Source organism: Sphingobium yanoikuyae, assembly GCF_013001025.1.
Lineage (GTDB): Bacteria > Pseudomonadota > Alphaproteobacteria > Sphingomonadales > Sphingomonadaceae > Sphingobium > Sphingobium yanoikuyae_A.
In genome coordinates, this window is record NZ_CP053021.1 from 4304745 (window position 1) to 4327367 (window position 22623).

General features: G+C 66.4%; 18 protein-coding genes. 11 read left to right on the top strand and 7 right to left on the bottom strand.

Going from position 1 to position 22623, the window contains the following annotated elements; genetic code table 11:
• The 3 genes from HH800_RS20775 to HH800_RS20785 are packed head-to-tail and all read left to right on the top strand — an operon-like array spanning window position 1 to window position 1869.
• Window positions 1-558, top strand: a complete 558-nt coding sequence (locus HH800_RS20775; protein WP_169862189.1) for a DNA-3-methyladenine glycosylase I — start codon at window positions 1-3, stop codon at window positions 556-558.
• Between the two features lie 11 nt (window positions 559-569).
• Window positions 570-1073, top strand: a complete 504-nt coding sequence (locus HH800_RS20780; protein ID WP_235681930.1) for a COG3650 family protein — start codon at window positions 570-572, stop codon at window positions 1071-1073.
• A 52-nt stretch (window positions 1074-1125) separates the two neighbouring features.
• Window positions 1126-1869, top strand: coding sequence for a DJ-1/PfpI family protein (locus HH800_RS20785; RefSeq protein ID WP_159367646.1), 744 nt, complete (start codon window positions 1126-1128; stop codon window positions 1867-1869).
• A gap of 134 nt (window positions 1870-2003) precedes the next feature.
• On the opposite strand, the gene HH800_RS20790 is transcribed toward HH800_RS20785, so the two are convergent.
• The gene (locus HH800_RS20790) at window positions 2004-4415 is read right to left on the bottom strand and encodes a ligase-associated DNA damage response DEXH box helicase (RefSeq protein WP_169862191.1); all 2412 of its coding nucleotides are present in this window, start codon (window positions 4413-4415) and stop codon (window positions 2004-2006) included.
• 163 nt (window positions 4416-4578) lie between these two features.
• On the opposite strand from HH800_RS20790, the gene HH800_RS20795 reads away from it, so the two are divergent.
• From HH800_RS20795 to HH800_RS20810, 4 genes are all read left to right on the top strand, one after another.
• Window positions 4579-6936: an arylsulfatase gene (locus HH800_RS20795; RefSeq protein WP_169862192.1), complete on the top strand. Its 2358-nt coding sequence runs from the start codon at window positions 4579-4581 to the stop codon at window positions 6934-6936.
• Window positions 6937-7138: 202 nt separating this feature from the next.
• Window positions 7139-8479: a cystathionine gamma-synthase family protein gene (locus tag HH800_RS20800; protein ID WP_169862193.1), complete on the top strand. Its 1341-nt coding sequence runs from the start codon at window positions 7139-7141 to the stop codon at window positions 8477-8479.
• Window positions 8479-9411, top strand: a complete 933-nt coding sequence (locus HH800_RS20805; RefSeq protein ID WP_169862194.1) for a 2-hydroxyacid dehydrogenase — start codon at window positions 8479-8481, stop codon at window positions 9409-9411. The genes HH800_RS20800 and HH800_RS20805 overlap by 1 nt, the downstream gene beginning before the upstream one ends.
• A 67-nt stretch (window positions 9412-9478) precedes the next feature.
• Window positions 9479-11332, top strand: a complete 1854-nt coding sequence (locus HH800_RS20810; RefSeq protein ID WP_169862195.1) for an AsmA family protein — start codon at window positions 9479-9481, stop codon at window positions 11330-11332.
• Window positions 11333-11334: 2 nt separating this feature from the next.
• Here HH800_RS20810 and HH800_RS20815 read toward each other — a convergent pair whose 3' ends face one another.
• On the bottom strand, window positions 11335-12009 hold the full coding sequence (locus HH800_RS20815; RefSeq protein WP_097384916.1) for an HAD family hydrolase: 675 nt from the start codon (window positions 12007-12009) through the stop codon (window positions 11335-11337).
• Window positions 12010-12107: 98 nt separating this feature from the next.
• Between HH800_RS20815 and HH800_RS20820 the strand changes: the two genes are divergently transcribed.
• The 4 genes from HH800_RS20820 to HH800_RS20835 are packed head-to-tail and all read left to right on the top strand — an operon-like array spanning window position 12108 to window position 15687.
• On the top strand, window positions 12108-13220 hold the full coding sequence (locus tag HH800_RS20820; protein WP_169862196.1) for an MlaE family ABC transporter permease: 1113 nt from the start codon (window positions 12108-12110) through the stop codon (window positions 13218-13220).
• A complete protein-coding gene (locus HH800_RS20825; RefSeq protein ID WP_004209157.1) occupies window positions 13220-14095 on the top strand; it encodes an ABC transporter ATP-binding protein in 876 nt (291 codons plus the stop codon). Before HH800_RS20820 ends, HH800_RS20825 begins: the two co-directional genes overlap by 1 nt.
• Before the next feature lie 3 nt (window positions 14096-14098).
• Window positions 14099-15061 (top strand): MlaD family protein, encoded by a 963-nt coding sequence (locus HH800_RS20830; RefSeq protein WP_004209158.1) that lies wholly within the window; start codon window positions 14099-14101, stop codon window positions 15059-15061.
• Between the two features lie 11 nt (window positions 15062-15072).
• Entirely contained in the window at window positions 15073-15687 is a 615-nt protein-coding gene (locus tag HH800_RS20835) for an ABC-type transport auxiliary lipoprotein family protein (RefSeq protein WP_169862197.1), read from the top strand.
• A gap of 42 nt (window positions 15688-15729) precedes the next feature.
• On the opposite strand, the gene pepN is transcribed toward HH800_RS20835, so the two are convergent.
• The 5 genes from pepN to mnmG all read right to left on the bottom strand — a co-directional run bounded on the left by pepN (window position 15730) and on the right by mnmG (window position 22609).
• A complete protein-coding gene (gene pepN, locus HH800_RS20840; RefSeq protein ID WP_169862198.1) occupies window positions 15730-18333 on the bottom strand; it encodes an aminopeptidase N in 2604 nt (867 codons plus the stop codon).
• An 82-nt stretch (window positions 18334-18415) separates the two neighbouring features.
• On the bottom strand, window positions 18416-19345 hold the full coding sequence (locus HH800_RS20845; RefSeq protein WP_004209161.1) for a ParB/RepB/Spo0J family partition protein: 930 nt from the start codon (window positions 19343-19345) through the stop codon (window positions 18416-18418).
• Window positions 19342-20124, bottom strand: a complete 783-nt coding sequence (locus HH800_RS20850) for a ParA family protein (protein ID WP_004209162.1) — start codon at window positions 20122-20124, stop codon at window positions 19342-19344. Before HH800_RS20850 ends, HH800_RS20845 begins: the two co-directional genes overlap by 4 nt.
• Complete coding sequence (gene rsmG, locus HH800_RS20855; protein ID WP_169862199.1) at window positions 20121-20762, bottom strand: 16S rRNA (guanine(527)-N(7))-methyltransferase RsmG; 642 nt, start codon at window positions 20760-20762, stop codon at window positions 20121-20123. The genes HH800_RS20850 and rsmG overlap by 4 nt, the downstream gene beginning before the upstream one ends.
• Window positions 20759-22609, bottom strand: coding sequence for a tRNA uridine-5-carboxymethylaminomethyl(34) synthesis enzyme MnmG (gene mnmG, locus HH800_RS20860; RefSeq protein ID WP_169862200.1), 1851 nt, complete (start codon window positions 22607-22609; stop codon window positions 20759-20761). The genes rsmG and mnmG overlap by 4 nt, the downstream gene beginning before the upstream one ends.
• Window positions 22610-22623 lie beyond the last annotated feature (14 nt).

The following is a 22623-nucleotide window of genomic DNA, read 5'->3' on the forward strand; positions in this document are numbered from 1 at the left end:
ATGACCGATCTGCCACGCTGCAGCTGGGTAGGGCCGGACCCGCTCTACCGGGATTATCACGACGCGGAATGGGGCGTGCCCCAGCATGATTCGCGCATGCTGTGGGAAATGCTGATGCTGGAGGGGTTCCAGGCCGGGCTCAGCTGGATCACCATCTTGCGCAAGCGCGAGGGGTTTCGCGCCGCCTTTGCCGGCTTCGATCCGGACAAGGTCGCCGCCTTCGGTCCCGACGATGTCGAACGGCTGATGGCCGATCCCGGCATCGTCCGCGCCCGCGCCAAGATCGAGGCGACGATCAAGGGCGCGCAAATCTATCGCGCGATGCGCGACGCCGGCGAGGATTTCGCCGCCTATGTCTGGTCCTTCGCGCCCGACGGGCCGATCATCGGCGACGGCAAGAGCTTCCCGACCCAGACGCCGCTGTCGGAGGTGATCTCCAAGGATCTGAAGAAGCGCGGCTTCAAGTTCGTCGGCCCGACCATCGTCTATGCCTGGATGCAGGCGATCGGCATGGTCGACGATCATGCCGCCCATTGTTTCCGGCGGGCCGGCGCGTGAAAGTGACGGCGATGGTGACAGGGCTGCTGGCCCTCGCCGCCTGCTCGGGCGATCCGGTGCCGCCGAACAGGGTCGACAATCGCGCCGACAATGCGATCGCCAACGCCGCCCCGGCGCTCAACCAGGCGATCGTTGCCAATGAGAGCGCCACGCCCGAACCGGCCCCTGCCCCGGCTGCGCAACCGGCACCCGCCGCTGTTTCCCGTGAAACACCGCCTCCCCCGCCACCGCAGGAGGAGTATCGCGCGATCGGCACCGAGCCTTTCTGGGCGGTGATCGTCACCGGATCGGTCGCGACCTTGCAGCGACCCGATCATCGTCCGCTGCGCTATCGCGTCACCCGCACCGATGATCCCCGCGCCATCCGCTTCATGGGCGATGGCTTTGCCATGACGGTGACCGAAGGACCGTGCAGCGACGGGATGAGCGACGCCATCTGGTCCGACCGGGTCCAGCTTTCCTTCGGCGAAGGCGTGCTGAAGGGCTGCGGCGGCATCAAGGCCGGCGGCGAATAGGCGGGATCGCCGCCATCGCTCGTCTAACCCGGCAAACAGGGAGCATGTGACGATGAGCGACCAGTCCAAAGCCGATGTTGCGCGGCGCAACTTTCTCCTGACCGCCGGAATCGCGCTCGCCGCGACCGGCACGACTGTCTCCGCGCAACTTTCCGTGCAGCCGCCCGTGCCGCCGAGCGGCCCCAAGAAGAAGCTCGGCATGGTCCTGTTCGACGGGTTCGAGCTGCTCGACGTGTTCGGCCCGCTGGAAATGTTCGGCATGCTGAAAGACCGGGTCGAGATTGTCATGATCGCCGACAAGGCCGGGCCGGTGCGCAGCGGCGCCGGGCCGCAGACGATCGCCGATCATGGCTTTGCCGATGCGCCCAAGCTCGACATCGTGATGATCCCCGGCGGCCTTGGCACCCGGCGGGAAGTCAATAATCCCGACTTCCTCGCCGCAGTCCGCACACTGGCACAGGATACGCCGCAGGTCGCGACCATCTGCACCGGATCGGGCCTGCTGGCGAAGACCGGGCTGATCGACGGGGTGAAGGCGACCAGCAACAAGATGGCCTGGGCCTGGGCGACGGCGCAGGGGGCCAAGGTCGCCTGGATCCCCCATGCCCGCTGGGTGGAGGATGGCAAATATATCTCCTCCTCCGGCATTTCGGCGGGGACGGACATGGCGTTGGGCCTGATCGCCAAACTCTATGGCAAGGACATGGCCCGCTGGGTCGCCAACCGGACCGAATATCGCTGGCAGGAGGACGCGAGCGACGATCCCTTTGCCAAGCTGAACGGACTGCCGGGGTAGGCCCAAAACCTCCCACATTCCGTCATGCCAGCGCAGGCTGGCATCTCTCTTTCTTGGCATCAGTGGAAGAAAGAAGCGGGATCCCAGCCTTCGCTGGGATGACGGCAGTATAGGGGGGCGGCGAATGCCCCCCCTCAATCCGCGCGCATGGCCTCCGCCACCAGCGCCTCCGCCTCGATCAGCAGCGCATCCTCGGCATCGCGCTGCGCCACCTGTTCGCGGCCGATCAGGATCAAGAGCGGCACGGCGAGCGGGCTGACCCGGTCGAGCGGCACATGCAGCATGGTCGACGCCGCCCGGTCGATCAGGTCGCCCAGCCGCCCGACATCGGTCATCCGTGCCCGCGCATCGGCCCAGGCGGCCTTCAGCAGCAGATGGTCGGGCTGATATTTGCGCAGCACATCATAGATGAGGTCGGTGGAGAAGGTCACCTGCCGCCCGGTCTTGCGCTTGCCGGGATGCTGCCGCTCGATCAGGCCGGAGATCACGGCGACATCGCGAAAGGCGCGCTTCAATAGGCTCGACTGCTCGACCCAGTCGACAAATTCATGGTCGAGGATATCGGCGGAAAACAGGCTCTGCGGATCGGTCACGGGCTTTAGCCCATAGACCGCCAGCGCATAATCGTTCGACACGAAGCCCAGCGGCATCAGCCCCTGCGCGTCCATCCGCCGCGTCAGCAACATGCCGAGCGACTGGTGCGCGTTCCAGCCCTCGAAACTATAGCAGACCATATAATGGCGCCCTTCATGCGGGAAGGTTTCGACCAGCAGCTGCCCCGGTTGCGGCAGGGCCGAACGGGCGCGCTGCACCTCCAGCCATTCGCGCACATCGTCGGGGAAGCGGTGCCAGGCGTCGGGTTCGGCCAGGAAATGGCGCACCCGGTCGGCCAGCCGGGTCGACATCGCCATGCGGGTGCCGCCCCAGCTGGGGATGCGCGCGCTCTTGCTCGTGGCGCGGACGATCAGGTCGCTGGTGTCCATCCGCACCACCTCCAGCGCCATGCCGGAGAAGAAGAAGCTGTCGCCCGGCCGCAGGGTGACGGCGAACCCCTCCTCCACCGTGCCGAGCTTGCGCCCATTGGCGAAGCGCACTGCGAGCGCGGGCTGATCGACGATGATGCCGGCATTCATCCGGTGCTGCTGGATGAATTTCGGGTGCGACACCCGCCATGTGCCGTCACCCTCTCGCACCAGCCGCTTGAACCGGTCATAGGCGCGCAGCGCATAGCCGCCGCCCTCGATGAAATGCAGGACATGGGCAAAGCCCTCGTCGGTCAGCGCGCTATAGGGGGTGGCGGATCGGACCTCGGCCAGCAATTCCTCCTCGCGGAACGGCCCGGCACAGGCGATCGCCATCACATGCTGGGCCAGCACGTCGAGCGCGCCGGGGCGGAAATCATCGGCGTCCCGCTCGCCCGCCTCGACCGCGTCCAGTGCCGCCCGCGCCTCCAGATATTCGAAGCGATTACCGGGGATCAATATCGCCTCCGACGCCATGTCGAGCCGGTGATTGGCGCGGCCGATGCGCTGGAGCAGGCGCGAGCTGCCCTTGGGCGCGCCCATCTGGATCACGCAGTCGACATTGCCCCAGTCGACGCCGAGGTCCAGCGACGCGGTTGCCACAAGCGCGCGCAGCTTGCCCGCCGCCATCGCCGTCTCGACCTTGCGCCGCGCCTCGATCGACAGGCTGCCATGATGGATGGCGATCGGCAGGTTCGCGTCATTGACCGACCATAATTCCTGGAAGATGAGTTCAGCCAGGCCGCGCGTGTTGCAGAAGACGAGCGTGGTCTGCCGCGCGGCGATCTCCGCCATCACCTGGCTCGCGGCATATTTGCCCGAATGGCCCGACCAGGGCACCCGCCCCTCGGGGATCAGGATGGTGACGTCGGGCTCGGCCCCCGCCTCCCCCAGCACCGGCGTCACCGCATCGATATCGCCATCGGGCGCCAGCCAGGCGCGATAGGCATCGACATCGGCCACGGTCGCCGACAGCGCCACCCGGCGCAGGTCCGGGTTGATCGCCTGCAACCGCGCCATCGACAGGTTGAGCAGATCACCGCGCTTCTGCGTGGCAAAGGCATGGACCTCATCGACGATGACGGTGCGCAGATGCTCGAACAGCAGCACCGCGTCGGGATAGCTCAGCAGCAGCGACAGGGATTCGGGCGTGGTCAGCAGGATGTGCGGCGGCCGCACCCGCTGCCGCGCCTTGCGATCCGACGGGGTATCGCCGGTGCGGGTCTCCACCCGGATCGGTAGCCCCATCTCCTCGATCGGCGTCAGCAGGTTGCGCCGCACATCGACCGCCAGCGCCTTCAAGGGCGAGACATAGAGGGTGTGCAGCCCGTCGGCGGGGTTCGCGATCAGGTCGGCAAGCGTCGGCAGGAAGCCCGCCAGCGTCTTGCCCGCCCCGGTCGGCGCGACCAGCAGCGCATGCTCCCCCCGCTGCGCCGCCGCGAGCATGTCACTCTGATGCCGCCGCACCCGCCAGCCGCGCGATGCGAACCAGTCGGTGAGGATGGAGGGAAGAACCGGCGGCATTGGGGGAGATGTAGGGGCTGTGGCGGATGGGGGGAAGTGGTGCATGCGTTCACCCCGCGCACCGGACATCGGGAATCGGGCATCGGGGGAAACCCCAATAGCCAATATGCCCGCCCCGACTAGGCTTCGTTCCGTCACGTCCATCGCGAACGAGGATAGCAGCATGTCGACCCGCAAGAGCCCGCCCGAACTCAATCGCTATGTCCTGCCGATCCCGGAGCGCGTGCCGCCGCACGACACGCCGATGAACGCCAAGGAGGCGCAGAGCCCGCCGGCCAAGGAGTTCCTGCGCCCGCCGGCCGGCGCGCCCAATGTGCTGATCGTGCTGATCGACGACATGGGCTTCGGCGCCAGCAGCGCCTTTGGCGGCCCCTGCCTCATGCCGACGGCCGAACGAGTCGGGAAGGAGGGCATCCGCTTCACCCGCTTCCACACCACCGCCCTCTGTTCACCCTCGCGCCAGGCGCTGCTGTGCGGGCGCAATCATCATACGGTGAACATGGGCGGCGTCACCGAAGTGGCGACCGCCATGCCGGGCAATACCGGCCTGCGCCCGGATACCTGCGCGACCGTCGCCCAGATTCTCAAATATAATGGCTACAGCACCGGCGCCTTTGGCAAGATGCACCAGACGCCGACCTGGGAAACCAGCCCGTCCGGCCCGTTCGACCATTGGCCGATCGGCGACGGGTTCGAGAAATTCTATGGCTTCCTGGGCGGCGACACCAATCAATATGCCCCGCCACTGGTCGATGGCGTGACCCCGATCGAGCCGCCCAAGACCATCGAGGAAGGCTATCACCTGACCGAGGATCTGGTCGATCAGGTGCTCAACTGGACCGGCTCGCTACAGACCTTCACCCCCGACAAGCCCTGGTTCGCCTATCTCTCCTTCGGCGCCACCCATGCGCCGCACCATGTGCCCAAGGAATGGGTCGACAAGTATAAGGGCAAGTTCGACCATGGCTATAACAAGCAGCGGGAGATCACCTTCGCAAAGCAGAAGGAACTGGGCGTCATCCCCAAGGATGCGGAACTGACCGCGCCGACCGAATGGCTGCCCGAATGGGACGAACTGACCGACGATGACCGCAAGGTATCCTGCCGCCTGGCCGAAACCTATGCCGCCTTCGCCACCCATACCGACCATCATGTCGGCCGCCTGCTCGACACGCTGGAGGCACGCGGCGTGCTAGAAGACACGCTGGTCATCTATATCCTGGGCGACAATGGCGCGTCCGCGGAGGCGGGGCCTTACGGCACCTTCAACGAACTGGCGTACCAGAACAGCATCGGCATGACGACGGCGGACATCCTGCCGCGGCTCGACGAGATTGGCGGGCCCAATTCCTTCAACCATATGCCCTCGGGCTGGGCCCATGCGATGAACGCCCCCTATCAGTGGAGCAAGATCGTCGCATCCCACTGGGGCGGCACCCGCGTCGGCATGACGATGCGCTGGCCCGAGAAGATCAAGGCCAAGGGCGAATTGCGCCACCAGTTCCACCATCTGATCGACGTCGCGCCGACCATCCTGGAACTGGCCGGGGTGCCCGAACCCGATTTCGTCAACGGCATCCAGCAAAAGCCGCTGGAAGGCGTCAGCATGGCTTATCTGTTCGACGAACCGAAGGCTGAGGATCGACACACGACCCAATATTTCGAGATTGGCTGCAACCGCGGCATCTATCATGACGGCTGGACCGCCATGACGATGCACCGCCTGCCCTGGCCCGACAAGCGCGAGACGGTGGGCGAGATCGAGGATGACACATGGGAACTCTATGGCCCGGACGACTGGACCCAGGCGCATAATATCGCCGACCAGAATCCCGACATGCTGCGCAAGCTGCAGGACCGCTTCCTGATCGAGGCGGCGAAATATAATGTCCTGCCGCTCGATCCACGCCAGCGCGAACGCTTCGACGCCCGCGTCGCCGGCCGGCCGGACCTGCTCAACGGCCGCACCTCCATGACCTTCCTGCCGGGGATGACCCGCATGAACGAGAATACGGTCCCGAACGTCAAGAACACCAATTTCACCGTCACCGCGAAGGTGGAACTGGGCGCGGAGCCGGCCAATGGCGCGATCATTGCCCAGGGCGGCAAGTTTGGCGGCTGGAGCTTCTACATGAAGGACGGCGTGCTCGCCTATGCCCATAACTGGGTGGGGCTGGAAACCTTCATCGTGCGCGCGGACGAACCGCTGGGCAAGGGTAGCCACGACCTGCTGCTCGACTTCGCCTATGATGGCGGCGGCGCCGGCAAGGGCGGCACGGTGACCTTCACCGCGAACGGCAAGGCGATCGGCACGGGGCACATTGAAAAAACCGTGCCGGCCATCTTCTCCTTTGACGACTTCATGGACATCGGCCACGACAATGGCGAGCCGGTGGTGGAAGATTATGGCCCGACCGGCGGCACCTTCACCGGCGCGATCGAAATGGTCCGGATCGACCTCAATGGCGAATCCCACCATGACCATGATCTGTCGCTGAAGGCGAAATACGCCAAGCAATAAGGGACGATGCCGGCGCACGGGGACATGCGGCCCCGTGCGCCGGTGCCTTGGTGGACCGAGATTCCGTCGATCTCGTTCGAAACAATCATACCCCGACAAGAAAGATTATATCACTCTCCGCTGGCCCCCTGCCCTGCTCCTGCGTTACAGTCCCTCCATCCATGAGCGGCACAGCAGAGGCCGCCAGATGCAGGAGAATGACATGACCGGCGAAACCCCGCCCCCCGTCACCGAAGCCGACCTGACCGGCGTCGAGCCGCCCCATAATCGCCGCCGCCCCAAAGCGCCGATCCTGGAGATTGACGGCCGCAAGCTGAAGCCCGCGACCCTGATGATGGGCCATGGCTATGACCCGACCCTGTCGGAAGGATCGCTGAAACCGCCGATCTTCCTCACCTCCACCTTCGCCTTCGAGAGCGCGACCGCGGGCAAGCGCCATTTCGAGGGGGTGACCGGCATCCGCCCCGGCGGCGCCGAGGGCCTTGTCTATTCGCGCTTCAACGGACCCAACCAGGAGATCGCCGAGGATCGGCTGTCGGTGTGGGAGGAGGCGGAGGACGCCCTGCTCTTTTCCAGCGGCATGTCGGCGATCGCCACCACCCTGCTCGCCTTGGTGCAGCCGGGCGACGTGATCGTCCATAGCGCCCCGCTCTATGCCGCGACCGAATCGCTGATCGGCCGCATCCTCGGCCGCTTCGGGGTGCAGTGGCTCGATTTCCCCGCCGGCGCGACCGAGGCGGAGATTGGCGCGGTGATCGAGAAGGCCAAGGGGCTGGGCCGGGTCGCCATGCTCTATCTGGAAAGCCCGGCCAACCCGACCAATGTGCTGGTCGATCTGGAGGCGGTGGTCGCGCGCCGCGATGCGCTGTTTGCGGGCGAGGATCATGTTCCGCCGATCGCGATCGACAATACCTTCCTGGGGCCGCTGTGGCATCGGCCGATCAACCATGGCGCCGACCTCGTCATCTACAGCCTGACCAAATATGCCGGCGGGCATAGCGATCTGGTCGCGGGCGGCGTGCTCGGCTCCAATGCGCTGATCAACAGCATCCGCCTGATGCGCAACACGATCGGCACGATCCTCGACCCGCACAGCGCCTGGATGCTGCTGCGGTCGCTGGAGACGCTGGAATTGCGGATGAGCCGCGCGGGCGAGAATGCGCAGAAGGTCTGCACCTGGCTGAAGGACCAGCCGCAGGTGGAGAAGGTCGTCTATCTCGGCTTTCCGGAGACCGAGCGGCAGGCCGACATCTATCGCCGCCATTGCACCGGCGCCGGCTCCACCTTCTCGCTCTATCTGAAAGGTGGCGAGGCGGAGGCCTTCGCCTTCCTTGACGCGCTCAAGATCGCCAAGCTGGCGGTGAGTCTCGGCGGCACCGAGACGCTGGCCAGCCATCCCGCCGCAATGACCCATTTGTCGGTGCCGGCCGAGCGCAAGAAGGCGCTGGCGATCGGCGACAATATGGTGCGCATCTCGATCGGCTGCGAGGATGCCGACGATCTGATCGCCGACTTCGCCCAGGCGTTGAAGGCGATAGGATAATGGAGCGCCTGCGCCCGGTCATCCTGATCGCCCAGCCCCATCTGGCGCCGCTGCTGCCGATCCTGGCGATGCAATATGACGTCATGGGGCTATGGGAGGAGGCCGGGCGCGCCCGCCTTGCCGAGGCGGAGATATTGGTGACGGCCGGCGAGTTCCGGCTCGATCCCGCCATGCTGGCGGCGATGGGGCGGCTGCGGCTGATTGCCTGCTTCACCGTCGGCTATGACGGGGTCGATCTCGACTGGGCGCGGGCGAACGACATCGCCGTCAGCCATGCCGGCGACGCCAATGCGGAGGATGTCGCCGACCATGCGATCGGCCTCATCCTCGCCCATCGGCGCCAGATCGTCAGCGGCGACCGGGCCTTGCGCGCGGGCGAATGGCTGCCCGGCGGCAAGACCATCACCCGGTCGATCGCCGGCGCCCGGCTGGGCATCGTCGGCATGGGCAGCATCGGCATCGCCATCGCGGCGCGCGCCGATGTCCTGCGCATGACGACCCGCTGGTGGGGGCCGCGCGACAAGCCCAGCCTTGCCTGGCCGCGCAGCGAGAGCCTGGCGGCACTGGCGGCCGAGAGCGACATATTGGTCGTCGCCGCGCGGGCGACCGACGACAATCGCGGCATGATCTCCGCCGCGATCATTGATGCGCTTGGCCCCAATGGCCTGCTGGTCAATGTCGCACGCGGGCAGCTGGTGGACGAGGACGCGCTGATCGATGCCCTGCGCGCCGGCCGGCTGGGCGGCGCCGCGCTCGACGTCTATGCGCAGGAACCAACCGATCCGGCGCGCTGGGCCGATGTGCCAAACTGCATCCTCACCCCCCACACCGGCGGCGCGACCGACGCGGCGGTGGCGCAGATGGCGCAGATGCTGCTCGCCAATATCCGCGCCTTCGTGGCGGAAGAACCGCTGCCCAATCGCGTGCTCTGAACCAAGCCGCAACGCCACGCGTTGAGCGCCGACACGGCCGACCGGGCCGGACGGGAGAGCGACAGGGATGGCCAGCGGGGCAAAACGATGGGTGGCGCGTGGGCTGATTGGCCTGATCCTGTTCTGTGCGATCCTGCTGCTGGCGCTTGCCGCCTTTCCCTGGGGCTGGATGAAGGGGCCGATCGAGCGCCGCCTGTCCGACCGTATCGGCAAGCCGGTGACGATCGGCGCTATGGCGCGGGAAGACAGCCTGTCCTTCCATCCCCTTGTCACCCTGCGCGACCTGCGCGTGCCGCAACCCGGCTGGGTCAGGCCCGCTTTGCCCGACCTGGCGCAGATCGGCGAGATACGCGCCGGCTTTTCGGTCTGGGGCCTGCTGACCGGCGGGCCGGTGCTGGAGCGGCTGGAAGCGCGGCGTGCCCGGCTCCATTTCTATCGCGACGCGCAGGGCCGCGAAAATTGGAGCGGTGAGCGCAGCAAGGGCAGCGATCGGCGCGGCGGCCGCCCGGCGCTGCACAGCCTGATCATCACCGACAGCCGCATCGCCTATCGCGACGACAAGCGCGGGCGATCGGTCGATGCCACACTGACCGTGGATCCGCGCGGCCTGCGCCTGTCGGGCAGCGGCGATGTGCGCGGCCATCCCGTGACCGTCACCGCGACCGGCGGTCCGATCATCGACAGCCAGCCGGGCCAGCGCTGGCCGTTCGACGCGGCGATCAGCGGCGACGCCGTCGGCTTCACCCTGAAAGGCACGATGGATGGCCCGCTCGACATTGGCCATCTGCGCGGCGAAGCGACCGCCCATGGCACCGACCTCGCCCTGCTCGACGCGATCATCGAGGCCGGCCTGCCCGGCACCCAGCCGGTAAGGCTGACCGCGCGGGTGACACGCGACCGGCCGGACTGGATCGTCGAGGGGCTGAAAGGCACGATCGGCCGGTCCGACATTGCCGGCCATGCCACCATCCGCAAGCGTGACGGCCGTACCCGGATCGACGGCGCGCTGAGCGCCGACCGCTTCGATTTCGACGATCTGGCGAGCAATGCCGGCAAGGCGAAGGCGGCGGCCAAGCGCGCGCAGCTCGGACCGCGCCTGATCCCCGATACGGCGATCGACCTCGCCACCGTCGACCACACCGATGGCAAGCTGGACCTCAAGGTCCGGCAATTGCTGTGGCCCGGCCCCAGCCCGTTCCGGTCGCTCACTGGCACGATCAGCCTGGAACGCAGCCGGCTGTCGGTCGAACCACTGACGCTGGGCCTGACACGCGGCACGCTGTCCGGCCGGATCGGCGTCGACCAGCGCGACGGCGGCCCCCTGCTCGACATCGCCATGGCGATGCGTAACGCACGGCTGCTCGATTTCTTCCCCGACGCCCGGATCGACGGCGCTCTGGTCGGACGGGTCGCGATCAAGGGACGCGGCAGAACCATCCGTCAGGCACTGGGCACGTCGACCGGCACGATCGCGCTGGTCGCCCGCGACGGCCGCATCCCGGACCGCACCGCCGCGCTGATGGGGCAGGATGTCGGCCGGGGCCTGACCCTGTCGAAGCGGAAGGAGGCCGTCCTGCGCTGCATCATCACCCGGCTGGATGTGCGCGACGGTATCGCCCGGCCGGGTCCGGTGCTGATCGACACCTCCCGCGCCCAGACCCATGCCACGGGCACGATACGCCTGTCGGACGAGAGGCTGGCCCTCGCACTGAGCGGCGTGCCCAAGCAGGACAGCCTGTTGCAGCTGAAGGGCAGCGTGCCGGTCGGCGGCACGATCAAGACGCCCGATATTCAGCTGCCCAGGGACGCCCGATCGGCCAAGGGCATAATCAGGATGATCGGCGATGCGATCGGCGGCGAGAAGCAGCCGACCGTGGGCGACGCCGATTGTGATAGCCTTGCCCGCGCCGCGATGCGGTGAACCTAGTTCCAGTCCACCCGCGTCCAGCCGCGCTCGGCCGCCAGCCTGGCGAGCGGCGGGTGCGGGTTGGAGGCGAACGCCTCGTCGGCGAATTCCAGCATCGGCGCGTCCGACACATGGTCGGAATAGGCGCGGATATGCGCCTGGCTGCGGTCGATCGCTTCGGCCGCCATCCACGCCTTGATCATCCGCAGCTTGCCGGTGTCGTAGCAATTCTCGCCCGCAATCTTGGCGCGGACATAGGGCAGATCCTGCCCGACATGGTCGGTCGCGATCACCGTATCGAAGCCCAGCCGCCGCGCGATCGCCTCGACATAGAGGCGGTAGGAGGCGGTGGCGAGCACCAGCCGATAACCGGCCGCGCGATCCTTGGCGATCTGCTCCAGCGCGCCGGCGCGGACATTCTTCGCCATCACCTTGTCGGCATAGCTTTCGATATGCGGCTGCAACTTCGCCCGGTCGGCGCGGCCGCCGATCATCAGCCACTGGTTGGTTTCCTTCAGCGTCTGGCGGCTGATCAGTTTCACCACATAGGCCAGCATGACGAACGGAATGAGCGGCAGGAAGATCAATCGCCAGGGCGCCATATGGGCGGCCACATGGATGAGAAAGCCGGTATAGGTGCCCGAAAAGGTCACCGTGCGGTCCATGTCGTAAATCGCCAGCCTGTATGTCATGCCGTGTCCGAAACTTTTGCCCTTGCCCGTCGTTCTGTCTGGCGGATGGGCCGTTTCGGCTTGCCGCGCAACCGATAATGGACCACTAATCCCTCCACATGAACAAAGCCGCTGATCTCGTTGAGGAAAGCCGCGACGACGGCGGCAAGGTCATACGCCTGTCCGGTACCTGGTCGATCGCCTGTTTGCACGACATGCCGAACCGGTTGGACGCCATTTCCGGCCCCATCGCCTGCATCGACGTCGCCAATATCGACCATATGGACACGATCGGCGCCTGGACCATCCATCGCACCGCCAAGCGGCTGGAAACCGAAGTGTCCGGCGGCAGCACAGACTGCAAGCGACTGATCGGCGCGGTCGGCAAGATCGACGAGCCGGTCGATATCCGCCCGACCTATGTCTCCCCCTTCAACCGGGTATTGGGCCAGATTGGCGAGGCGGTGATCAATTCCGTCAATACGCTGGTCGGCCTGCTCGGCTTCTTCGGCGGCGTGCTGGTCACGGTCTGGGGCCTGATCCGTCATCCCAGCCGCTTCCGTATCAATGCCGTGGTCCAGCGGTTCGAGGTGGTCGGCGTCTCGGCGCTGGGCATCATCGGCCTGATGAGCTTCCTGATCGGCATCGTCATCGCCCAGCAGGGCGCGGTCCAGTTGCGCCAGTTCGGCATGGAGATGCTGACCATCAACCTGGTCGGTCGCCTCACCTTCCGCGAACTGGGTGTGCTGATGACCGCGATCATGGTGGCGGGTCGCTCCGGCTCGGCCTTCGCGGCCCAGCTCGGCACGATGAAGCTGACCGAGGAGGTCGACGCGATGCGCACCATCGGCGTGTCGCCGATGGAGGCGCTGGTGCTGCCCCGCACCCTGGCGGTGGTGGTGATGATGCCGCTGCTCGGCTTCTATTCCTCGATCATCGCGATCATCGGCGGCGGCTTCCTGTGCGCCGTGTCGCTCGACATTCCGCCGATCACCTTCGTCCAGCGGCTGCGCGAAGTGGTGCCGATCCACGATCTGTGGGTGGGCCTGATCAAGGCGCCGGTGTTCGGCCTCATCATCGGCATAAGCGGCTGTTTCCAGGGCATGCAGGTCAAGGCCAATGCCGAGGAAGTCGGCCTGCGCACCACGGCGGCCGTGGTCCAGGCGATCTTCCTGGTGATCGTGCTCGACGCCTTCTTCGCCGTCTTCTTCACCTGGGTGGGCTGGAACTGATGACCACCGATGAACGCCAGGCCAAGGAAGAGCGGATCGAACGCGCGGTCGCGTCCGACGACATCGCCATTTCGGTGCGCGGCCTGAAAAACAGCTTCGGCGACCAGACCGTCCACGAAAATCTCGACCTCGACGTGCGCAAGGGCGAGATATTGGGCGTGGTCGGCGGATCGGGCACCGGCAAGTCGGTGCTGATGCGGTCGATCATCGGCCTTCAGGTGCCCGACGAGGGCGAAGTCCATGTCTTTGGCGAGGATATGGTCGGCCGCCTGGACGATGACGAGGCATTGGCGATCCGCAAGCGCTGGGGCGTGCTGTTTCAGGGCGGCGCGCTCTTCTCGACGCTGACCGTGGCCGAGAATGTCGAAGTGCCGATCCGCGAATATTATCCCAATATCGGCCCGGTGCTGCGCGACGAGATCGCCGCCTACAAGATCCGCATGACGGGTCTCCCGGCCGAAGCCGGCCCCAAATATCCGGCCGAACTGTCGGGCGGCATGAAGAAGCGCGCCGGCCTGGCCCGTGCCCTGGCGCTCGACCCGGACCTGCTGTTCCTCGACGAGCCGACCGCTGGCCTCGACCCGATCGGCGCGGCGGCATTCGACGACCAGACGCGCAAGTTGCAGGAGACGCTGGGCCTCACCGTCTTCCTCATCACCCATGATCTCGACACCCTCTATTCGATCTGCGACCGTGTCGCGGTGCTGGCCGACAAGAAGGTGATCGCGGTCGGGACGATCGACGAATTGCTGGCGCTCGATCACCCCTGGATCCAGGAATATTTCAACGGTCCGCGTGGCCGCGCCGCAACCGCGGCGGTTACGCGCGAACGCGGCAAGGCCGCTGCCGAAAAACAAGCGGACGGAAGGCAATAGGATATGGAAACCCGGTCCAATCATGTGCTGGTCGGCGCGGTCACGCTGCTGCTGCTGGCCGCCATCATGGCGGCGGCCTTCTGGTTCTCGCGCCTGTCGCAGGGCGACAACAAGGAATATGACATCTTCTTCAAGCAGTCGGTAAACGGCCTCGCCAAGGGATCGGGCGTCAATTATTCCGGCGTCCCTTCCGGCCAGGTCGAGAAGATCGAACTGTGGAAGCGTGATCCCAGCTTCGTGAAGGTCCGCATTTCGGTGAAGGACGGCACCCCCGTGCTGCAGGGCACGACCGCGACCATCGCTGGCGTGGGCTTCACCGGCGTCAGCGAGATCGTGCTGGACGGCGCGGTCAAGGGCGCGCCGCCGATCCTCTGCCCGGCCGAGAATATCACTTCGGCCTGCCCCGACGGCGTGCCGGTGATCCCGACCAAGCCGGGTGCGCTGGGCGAACTGCTCAACAATGCGCCGCAGCTGCTGGAGCGGCTGTCGACCCTGACCGAGAAGCTCACCGAGCTGCTCAACGACAAGAATCAGCAGTCGATCGCCGGCATACTCGCCAATCTCGACCGGGTGACCGGTTCACTGGCCGATCGCAGCCCGGAAATCGCCGCCACCCTCGCCGAAGCGCGCATCGCGGTGCAGCGCACCGGCGTTGCCGCGCAGCAGATCGGCGAGCTGGCCGCGACCACCAATGGCCTGATCAATGACGAAGGGCGCCCGTTGATGGCCGACCTGCGCAAGAGCGTCGCTTCCGCCAGCCGCAGCATCGACACGCTCGACAAGACCATCGCCGAGGCCCAGCCCGGCGTGCATGCCTTCAGCAACCAGACCATGCCGGAAGTGAATCGCCTGGTTCGCGACCTGCGTGAAATGTCGCGCGCCTTCCGTGGCGTCGCCGAAAAACTCGACCAGCAGGGCGCGGGCTCGATCGTCGGATCGCCCCAGCTGCCCGACTATAAGCCATGAAAGGGAGCCGGATGATGGTCCACAAGAAACTGGGTGGCGCATCGCTGGCGCTGGCCGCTGCAATCGCCCTGTCCGGCTGCGTCTCGATCGGCAGCAAGCCGCCGCAGCAGTTGCTGACGCTCGACGCCGCGCACAAGGTGCCGACCGGCGCGCAGAGCAATGCCGGCGGCGGCCGCAGCCTGATCATCGTCGATCCCGAAGCCGCGCGCGTCATCGACACGGTGCGCGTGCCGGTGCAGGTGACGCCGACCTCGGTCGCCTATGTCACCAAGGTGCAGTGGGCGGAAACGCCCCGCCATCTGTTCCGGCGGCTGCTGGCCGAAACCGTATCGGCCACCACCGACCGGATCGTGCTTGATCCCGGCCAGTTTTCCGGTGACGGCGGCCAGCGCCTGAGCGGCGAGCTGATCAGCTTCACCATCGATCAGGCCAGCAACAATGCGGTCGTCACCTTCGACGCAGCGCTGATGACCCCGGCTGGCGTCGCGATCGCCCGCCAGCGCTTCACCGCCAGCGCGCCGGTCGGCGGCAAGATCGACGCCAGCAGCGTCGGCGCGCCGCTTAACAGCGCCGCCAACAAGGTGGCGACCGACGTGGCCGCCTGGGTCGCGGCGCAGAAGGACTGATGGCCCGGCCGGGGTTTGGACGCCCCGGCCGCCGCCTTTCCCTTATCCCTCCAGGCTCTTGCTCGCCTGCTCGGTCACGTCCTTGGACAGGCCGGGCTCGTTCAGGATGCGCTGCAGTTCCGCCCGCATCTGTGCGGCGCGGCCTTCATCGAAGCGCTTCCAGCGGCCGAGCGGCGGCACCAGCCGGGCGGCGGTCTGCGGATTGAGCTTGTCGAGCGCGATGATGCAGTCGGCGACCAGCCGATAACCCTTGCCCGACTTGTGGTGGAACGCCCATTGGTTGCCGGCAAAGGCACCATAAAGCGAGCGCACCCGGTTCGGATTATTGAGCGTGAACGCCTTGTGCTGGCCCAGCTGCGCAACCAGTTCCACCGTATCGGGATGGAAGGCGAAGGCCTGGGTCTGGAACCATTTGTCCAGGGTCAGCGCATCGTCGCTGTAGCGATTGTAGAAGATGTCGAGCGCCGCCTCCCGTTCCGGGCTGGTGCCGCTTGCCAGCGTCGCCAGCGCCGACTGGCGTTCGGTCATGTTGTCGGCCTCGCTGAATTGGCCATAGGCGATCGCCGGCCCGTCCTCCGTGCCCGACGCGACCAGATAGAGCAGCGCGACATTGCGCAGCTTGCGCGCGCCCTTGGCGGCCGGAGAGACCGCGAAGCCGTTCGCCTTGGTCCTGGCATGAATATCGCGCCACAGCGGTTCCAGATCGGCGCCCAGGCGCGTCTGGAGCGCATCGCGGGCGGCGTGGATGGCATCCGGGTCCACCTGCTTCATCTGGTCGCCCAAATAGGCTTCGCTCGGCAGGCGCACCGCTTCCGCGACGAAGGCGGGGTCGAGCAGCGGATCGGTGATGGTGTTGCGCACCGCGTCGACCACCGCGCTCACATCGACGCTCTGGCCCGCCACCTGGCCGACCAGCACATTGACCATCAGCTGCTGCATCGCCTCATAACGGGCGAAGGGATCATCATCATGCGCCGACAGGAAGGCGAGATCGGCCTGGCTGCGGTTGGTCTCGACGATCACCGGCGCGGAAAAGCCGCGGTTGATCGACAGGATCGGCAGGCTGGCGAAATTGTCGAACGTGAAACGCCGCTGCGCCTCCGTCAGCATCAGCAACTGGTCGCCATGATGGCTACCGGTCGCCGGATCATAGAGCGCGACGCGCAGCGGGATCGCCATCGGCCGCTTGTCGGGCTGGCCCGGCGTCGGCGGCACGCTCTGTTCCAGCAGCAGCTCGGCGGTGCGGCTGACCGGATCATGGCTCAGCAGCGCGCGGACATGGGGCGTGCCGGCCTGCTCATACCAGCGGCGGAACTGGCCAAGGTCGATCTCGCCGCCCTCCTCCATCGCGCGGACGAAATCCTCGCAGGTCGCCGCCTCGCCATCATGCCGGTCGAAATAGAGGTCGGTGCCGGCACGGAACCGCTCCGCCCCCAGCATCAGCGCCATCATGCGGATCAGCTCGGCGCCCTTATTATAGATGGTCGCGGTATAGAAGTTGCTGATTTCCATGTAGGATTCGGGCCGCACCGGATGCGCCAAGGGCCCCGAATCCTCCTGGAACTGGGCCGCGCGCAGGATCCGCACATCCTCGATCCGCTTGACCGCATGGCTGCCCATGTCGGCCGAAAAATTCTGGTCGCGAAAGACGGTGAAGCCCTCCTTCAGCGAGAGCTGGAACCAGTCGCGACAGGTGACGCGATTGCCCGACCAGTTGTGGAAATATTCATGCGCCACCACGCCCTCGACACCATCATAGTCGATGTCGGTCGCGGTCTCGGGATCAGCGAGAATATAGCGCGAATTGAAGATGTTGAGGCCTTTATTCTCCATCGCGCCGAAATTGAAGTCGGCCACGGCGACGATGTTGAACACGTCCAGATCATATTCGCGGCCATAGACGCGCTCGTCCCAGGCCATGCTGTTCTTGAGCGCCTGCATCGCATGGTCGGTGCGCGGCAGGTCGGCCTCGCGCACCCAGATGCCCAGCGCCACTTCGCGCCCGCTCATCGTTACGAAACGGTCGGCGTTGCAGGCGAGGTCGCCAGCCACCAGCGCGAAAAGATAGCAGGGCTTGGGGAAAGGATCATTCCACAGCGCCCAGTGGCGGCCGCCCTCCAGGTCGCCCTGCTCGACCGGATCACCATTGGCGAGCAGGATCGGGTAGCGCGCCTTGTCGGCGGTCAGCTTCACGCTGTAGCGCGACAGGATATCCGGCCTGTCGGGGAAGAAGGTGATACGACGGAATCCCTCCGCCTCGCACTGGGTGCAGAGCAGGCCGCCGCTGGCATAAAGGCCCATCAGCTTGCTGTTGCTCTCCGGCGCCAGCTCGACCAGCACCTCCACCTTGTGCGTCGCACCGCCGAGCGGGACGACCAGCGCGCCGGCCTCCAGCGTCCATTCCGTTTCGTTGAGGCTGCGGCCGTCGACCTTCACCGCCAGCGGCACCAGCCCGTCGCCATCGAGCCGCAGCGGCCGGTCATGGTCGCCATTGCGCGCCACCGACATGTCCGACCAGACCCGCGTCCGCGCGGCATCCAGGTCGAAGTCGAGGGCGATGTCGGGGACCAGCCAGTCGGGCACGCGATAATCGGCGCGGCGGATGATGGCGGGAGCGGCGGCTTGGGTGGATTGGATATCGGCCATGGCACCAGCCTAGTGCCTGATTCTGTGAGGGGGAAGCGCTTTGCACGTCCCCCTCATCCGGAACCGAACCGACGCGGCGTTTTTAGATCCGCTCGCCCGACAGGCGCTGGCACAGCATGTCGAGCTGGTCGAGGGTCGAATAGCGCAGCGACAATGTGCCCGGTCCCTCACCGCTGTCGGCGATTTCGACTTTCAGGCCGAGAATATCGGCCAGATGCTGCTCCAGCGCGGCGATATCGGCATCCTTGCCACCGGGAGTTGCGCCGCGCGACTTGGGCTCGGCATCCTCGCCTTTCTTGGTCTTGCGCACCAGCTGCTCGGTCTCGCGGACCGAAAGCCCCTTCTGCTCGACCATCAACGCCATCGATTCGCAGCCCGGCACGCCGATCAGCGCGCGGGCATGACCCATGCTGATCCGCCCGTGCGACACCGCCTGCTGCACCGGATCGGGCAGGTCGAGCAGGCGCATCAGATTGGCGATATGGCTGCGCGACTTGCCGACGATGCGGCCCAGCGCTTCCTGGCTATGATGGAATTCGCCGATTAGCTTGCGATAGGCCTCGGCCTCTTCGATCGGGTTGAGATCCTCGCGCTGGATATTCTCGACCAGCGCGATTTCCAGCGTTTCCTGCTCGTCGAAGTCGCGCACGATCGCCGGGATGCGATGGAGCTGCGCCTTCTGCGCGGCACGCCAGCGGCGTTCGCCCGCGACGATCTGGAAGCCGCCGCCATGGGGGCGGACGATGATCGGCTGGATCACGCCGCGCTTGGCGATGCTGTCGGCCAGCTCCTGCAACGCGTCCTGGTCGAAATGCCGGCGCGGCTGTTCGGGGTGCGGCTGGATCAGCGCGACCTCGATATTCTGCACCGCCTTGCTCGACGGCGCGGCGCTGTTGGCGCTCGCCGCCACCGGCTCTTCCCGGCTGACATCGCCCAGCAGCGCCGACAGGCCGCGGCCCAGACCGTGCGGCCGCTTTACCGGCTTCTGCTTTTCCCCAATTTCGTCGCTCAAGCCGCTACCTCCTGTCGGGGAAGACGCGCGATCAGTTCGCGCGCCAGACGCATATAGGCTTCCGACCCCGAACAGCGGAAATCATAGATGAGCGCCGGCACGCCATGGCTCGGCGCCTCGGACAGGCGCACATTGCGCGGAATGACGGTGGTGAAGACAAGGTCGCCCAACACGGCGCGCACATCGTCGGCGACCTGATCGGTCAGCCGGTTGCGGCGATCATACATGGTCAGCGCCACGCCCAGGATCGACAGGCCGGTGTTGAACCGGCTGCGGATGCGCTCGACCGTCTGCAACAGCTGCGACAGCCCCTCCAGCGCAAAGAATTCGCACTGCAACGGCACCAGCAGCGACTGCGCAGCCACCATCGCATTGACCGTCAATAGGCCGAGCGAGGGCGGACAGTCGATCAGGCAGATGTCCCAGCGGCCAGCCGGGGCCTCAGCCAGCACCCGTTCCAGCCGGTGGGTGCGCTGCTCATAATCGATCAGCTCAATCTCGGCGCCGGACAGATCCTGGGTCGCCGGGATCAGGTCCAGCTTGGGCACGCGGGTGGTGACGACCGCCTCGTCCAGTTCGCAATTGCCGACCAGCAGGTCATAGCTCGACCGTTCGCGATCCGCATGATTGACGCCCAGCCCGGTCGAGGCATTGCCCTGCGGATCGAGATCGACCAGCAGCACGCGCAGCCCCGTTGCGGCCAGACCGGTCGCCAGATTGATAGCCGTGGTGGTCTTGCCGACTCCGCCCTTCTGATTGGCGATGGCGATACAAATCATCCTCGACCCTTCTTTTTGACAGGTTTGACGGATCGCGCGACGATGATGGCGCTGTCGGCGTCGGTCACGCTGCGTTCCACATGAAACGCACCTTGCCATGCCGGACGCGCGGTCTCCAGTTCATTCTGCGCATTTCGTCCCTTGGGCAGCACCCAAATCGTCTTTTCATCGGACAGATGCTGGGCCGACTGGAGCAATTTGGGCAGCGGCGCATAGGCGCGGGCGCTGATGACGGCCGACTTGGTCGGCGGCGCAACCTCGACCCGCCCGCCAAAGACGGAGGCGTTGCTCAGCCCCAGCTCCGCGATCACATCATTGAGGAAATCGATCCGCTTGCGGCGCGATTCGACCATGATCAGCGGCCGCTCGGTCATGCTGGCGACGACGATGCCGGGCAGGCCGGCACCGGAGCCTAGGTCTATCCAAGGCCCCTCCCCCGCATCCTTGGCATGCAGGAGCAGCTGGGCCGAGTCGACGATATGCCGCGCCCAGACATGGGGCCGGGTCGATTCGGCGATCAGATTCTGCTCCTCCATCGCGGACAGCAAAAGCGACACATAGCGCTCCAGCCGATCCCATGTTTCACGTGGAACATCAAAATGCGCATCGAGCCAGGCCCGCGCTTCGTCTTCGGTCATGCTGCCTTCCGCCGCACATGGACAAGGATGGCGGCGAGCGCCGCCGGAGTAATGCCGCGGATACGTCCCGCAGCGGCCAGCGTGTCGGGACGGGCCCCGTCCAGCCGCTCAATCATCTCGGTCGACAGGCCGCCGACGCTGGCAAAGTCGAAGTCCGCCGGAATGGCCACGCGCTCGTCCCGACGCAGGGCGGCGATCTCCGCATCCTGTCGTTCGAGATAGGGCGCATAATGGGCGTCTTCTAAAATCTCGGCCCGCAGGTCCGCCGGCGCCTCTGCCAGGCTCGGCGCCAGCGTCACCAGCAGCTCCGCTTGTACTTCCGGGAAGCGCGCCCATTCGAACAGGCTGCGCCGTGCGCCATCCTGCCGCACACTCGCCCCTGCCCGCGCCATCTCGGTCGCGGTATAGGGTCGCGCCAGTTCCGCTTCGATCGCGGCGCGCGCACTGGCCCGTGCGGCGAAGCGCGCCGCCCGATCCGGACCAATGATGCCATGGGCCAGGCCGATATCCCCCAGCCGCGTCTCGGCATTGTCGGCGCGCAGCCGCAGCCGATATTCGGCGCGCGCGGTCAGCATGCGATAGGGTTCGGTCACGCCCTGCAACACCAGATCGTCGATCATCACGCCGATATAGCTGCTCGCCCGATCGAGGATCATCGGCGCTTCATCCCGCGCCCGCGCGGCGGCGTTGGTGCCGGCGACCAGCCCTTGGGCAGCGGCCTCCTCATAGCCGGTCGTGCCATTGATCTGCCCCGCGCAGAACAGGCCGGGCAGTGCCCGCACCTCCAGACTGGCATCCAGCGCGCGCGGATCGATATGGTCATATTCGACCGCATAGCCGGGCACGACGATCTCGGCCTGCTCCAGCCCGCGCATCGACCGGATCATCGCCAGCTGCACATCGGCCGGCAGCGAGGTGCTGATGCCATTGGGATAGACCAGCGCATCGTCCAGCCCTTCGGGCTCCAGGAAGATCTGATGGCCGTCGCGATCGCCGAAGCGGATCACCTTGTCCTCGATCGACGGGCAATAGCGCGGCCCCCGCCCCTCGATCACGCCACTGAACAGAGGCGATCGCCCCAGCCCTTCGCGGATGATCGCATGGGTCCGTTCATTGGTGCGGGTAATGGCACAGGCCAGTTGCGGCAGCGGCCGATGATCGGACAGCGGCGACATGGTCCAGCCCTCGCCGTCCGACGCCTGCTCCTCCAGCACCGCCCAGTCGATGGTGCGGCCGTCAATGCGCGGCGGCGTCCCGGTCTTCAGCCGGCCGATCGGCAGGCCGATCTCGCGCAGCTGCACACCCAGCGCCGTTGCCGCCCGCTCGCCAGTGCGGCCGCCGACATCCACATCCTCACCCCGGAACAGTTTGCCGCCCAGGAAGGTGCCGGTCGCCAGCACGACCGAGGGCGCCGCCAGCGTCCGGCCATCGGCCAGCGCCAGACCCGCCACCGCGCCCTCGCGGACGATCAGGCCGATCGCCTCGCCCTCGACGATCTCCAGCCCCGCCTGGGCGTCGAGCATCTGATGGATCGACGCCTTATAGCGCTTGCGGTCGGCCTGCACGCGCGGTCCCTGCACGGCGGCGCCCTTGCTGCTGTTGAGCATGCGATAATGGATCGCCCCGGCATCAGCCGCCCGGCCGATCAACCCGTCAAGCGCATCCACTTCACGGACCAGATGGCCCTTGCCCAGACCGCCGATCGCCGGGTTGCAGGACATGGCACCCACGGTCGCCCGCTCGAAGGTCAGCAGCGCCACCGCCGCGCCCTTGCGCGCTGCCGCAGCGGCCGCCTCGCAGCCGGCATGGCCGCCACCGACCACGATCACATCATAGCTTGTTCGCATGGCGGCCCCATATC

Bases quoted from the DNA above. Each gene is read 5' to 3' on its own strand.
- HH800_RS20775 (WP_169862189.1), top strand. From the start codon at position 1: ATGACCGATCTGCCACGCTGCAGCTGGGTAGGGCCGGACCCGCTCTAC.
- HH800_RS20780 (WP_235681930.1), top strand. From the start codon at position 570: ATGGTGACAGGGCTGCTGGCCCTCGCCGCCTGCTCGGGCGATCCGGTG.
- HH800_RS20785 (WP_159367646.1), top strand. From the start codon at position 1,126: ATGAGCGACCAGTCCAAAGCCGATGTTGCGCGGCGCAACTTTCTCCTG.
- HH800_RS20790 (WP_169862191.1), bottom strand. From the start codon at position 4,415: ATGCCGCCGGTTCTTCCCTCCATCCTCACCGACTGGTTCGCATCGCGC.
- HH800_RS20795 (WP_169862192.1), top strand. From the start codon at position 4,579: ATGTCGACCCGCAAGAGCCCGCCCGAACTCAATCGCTATGTCCTGCCG.
- HH800_RS20800 (WP_169862193.1), top strand. From the start codon at position 7,139: ATGACCGGCGAAACCCCGCCCCCCGTCACCGAAGCCGACCTGACCGGC.
- HH800_RS20805 (WP_169862194.1), top strand. From the start codon at position 8,479: ATGGAGCGCCTGCGCCCGGTCATCCTGATCGCCCAGCCCCATCTGGCG.
- HH800_RS20810 (WP_169862195.1), top strand. From the start codon at position 9,479: ATGGCCAGCGGGGCAAAACGATGGGTGGCGCGTGGGCTGATTGGCCTG.
- HH800_RS20815 (WP_097384916.1), bottom strand. From the start codon at position 12,009: ATGACATACAGGCTGGCGATTTACGACATGGACCGCACGGTGACCTTT.
- HH800_RS20820 (WP_169862196.1), top strand. From the start codon at position 12,108: ATGAACAAAGCCGCTGATCTCGTTGAGGAAAGCCGCGACGACGGCGGC.
- HH800_RS20825 (WP_004209157.1), top strand. From the start codon at position 13,220: ATGACCACCGATGAACGCCAGGCCAAGGAAGAGCGGATCGAACGCGCG.
- HH800_RS20830 (WP_004209158.1), top strand. From the start codon at position 14,099: ATGGAAACCCGGTCCAATCATGTGCTGGTCGGCGCGGTCACGCTGCTG.
- HH800_RS20835 (WP_169862197.1), top strand. From the start codon at position 15,073: ATGATGGTCCACAAGAAACTGGGTGGCGCATCGCTGGCGCTGGCCGCT.
- pepN (WP_169862198.1), bottom strand. From the start codon at position 18,333: ATGGCCGATATCCAATCCACCCAAGCCGCCGCTCCCGCCATCATCCGC.
- HH800_RS20850 (WP_004209162.1), bottom strand. From the start codon at position 20,124: ATGATTTGTATCGCCATCGCCAATCAGAAGGGCGGAGTCGGCAAGACC.
- rsmG (WP_169862199.1), bottom strand. From the start codon at position 20,762: ATGACCGAAGACGAAGCGCGGGCCTGGCTCGATGCGCATTTTGATGTT.
- mnmG (WP_169862200.1), bottom strand. From the start codon at position 22,609: ATGCGAACAAGCTATGATGTGATCGTGGTCGGTGGCGGCCATGCCGGC.